1 protein-coding gene and 2 pseudogenes are annotated in these 1,355 nt (G+C 56.1%); 2 read left to right on the forward strand and 1 reads right to left on the reverse strand.

From position 1 onward, the window contains the following. Window positions 1–324, forward strand: a pseudogene (locus CES87_RS32170) (TyrR/PhhR family helix-turn-helix DNA-binding protein); the annotation flags it as partial. Window positions 325–386: 62 nt separating this feature from the next. Here the strand turns inward: CES87_RS32170 and CES87_RS32175 are convergent. Then, window positions 387–608, reverse strand: a complete 222-nt coding sequence (locus CES87_RS32175) for a hypothetical protein (RefSeq protein ID WP_128609437.1) — start codon at window positions 606–608, stop codon at window positions 387–389. A gap of 72 nt (window positions 609–680) precedes the next feature. Here CES87_RS32175 and CES87_RS32180 point away from each other — a divergent pair. Beyond that, window positions 681–1,355, forward strand: a pseudogene (locus tag CES87_RS32180) (serine hydroxymethyltransferase); the annotation flags it as partial.

Consider the following 1,355-nt stretch of genomic DNA (forward strand, 5'->3'; position numbering starts at 1 on the left):
CGCCGAGCACCTTTCCTGCGCTGCTGGGCAACCGCTGGCCGGGCAATGTGCGACAACTGCAAAACGTGATCTTCCGTGCCGCGGCGATTTGCGAAAACCCGCTGGTGGACATCGACGATCTCGACATCGCGCGCACGGCGGTGGAGCGGAAAAACGATGGTGAGGTGGGCAGTTTGAGGAGGCCGTGGGAGGCTTTGAAAAAACCTGCTGGAAGAGCTTTACCGCAGTTATCCGTCCAGTCGGTTGCTGGCGGCGCGGTTGCAGACTTCGCACAGCGCCATTGCCATTCGGCTGCGCAAGTACGGGATTCCCGGCAAACCTTAATTCTTGTGGGAGCGGCGGTGTTGTTTAAAACCGCGTCTTGAAATCAATACATTGTAACGAAATCAAGACAAAGCACTTTCAAGGCGTTTGCACGGCCTCGACTCATCTTCACTGTTAGTTGTATTGATTTCAATACAACTCGTTTGCGCACCCTTCTTCAATTCAGAGATAAGCCTTTGTTTATAAACAGAAAATAAACATTGGCACTTCCTTTGCTCTCTCAGTCCAACAACACCGCCCTGTAGGAGCAAAGCTTGCTCGCGATGAACGATGACGCGGTTCATCGGATAGTCCGCATAACGGCCATCGCGAGCAAGCTTCGCTCCTACAGAGAAGAACAACCCGAGGAGACCACCATGTTCAGCAAACACGACCAGATCAAAGGCTACGACGACGAACTGCTGTCCGCGATGAATGCCGAAGACGCGCGGCAAGAACACCACATCGAGCTGATCGCTTCGGAAAACTACACCAGCCAACGGGTGATGGAAGCGCAAGGCAGCGGCCTGACCAACAAGTACGCCGAAGGTTATCCGGGCAAGCGCTATTACGGCGGCTGCGAGCACGTCGACGTGGTCGAACAACTGGCGATTGATCGCGCCAAAAACTGTTCGGCGCCGATTACGCCAACGTCCAGCCGCATTCGGGCAGTCAGGCCAACGCCGCGGTTTATCTGGCGTTGCTGCAAGCCGGTGACACCGTGCTGGGCATGAGCCTGGCCCACGGCGGTCACTTGACCCACGGTGCAAAAGTGAGTTTTTCCGGCAAGTTGTACAACGCCGTGCAGTACGGCATAGACACCACGACCGGGCTGATCGACTACGACGAAGTGGAACGCCTGGCCGTCGAGCATCAACCGAAGATGATCATTGCCGGGTTCTCCGCGTATTCGAAGACCCTGGATTTCCCGCGCTTTCGTGAGATTGCTGACAAGGTTGGCGCGTACCTGTTCGTGGACATGGCCCACGTCGCCGGGCTGGTGGCGACCGGTCTGTATCCGAATCCGATTCCATTTGCCGACGTGGTGACTA

It is taken from the genome of Pseudomonas sp. ERMR1:02, from assembly GCF_002277815.1.
In the GTDB taxonomy this organism is placed as follows: Bacteria; Pseudomonadota; Gammaproteobacteria; order Pseudomonadales; family Pseudomonadaceae; genus Aquipseudomonas.

Bases quoted from the DNA above. Each gene is read 5' to 3' on its own strand.
- CES87_RS32175 (WP_128609437.1), bottom strand. From the start codon at position 608: ATGAACCGCGTCATCGTTCATCGCGAGCAAGCTTTGCTCCTACAGGGC.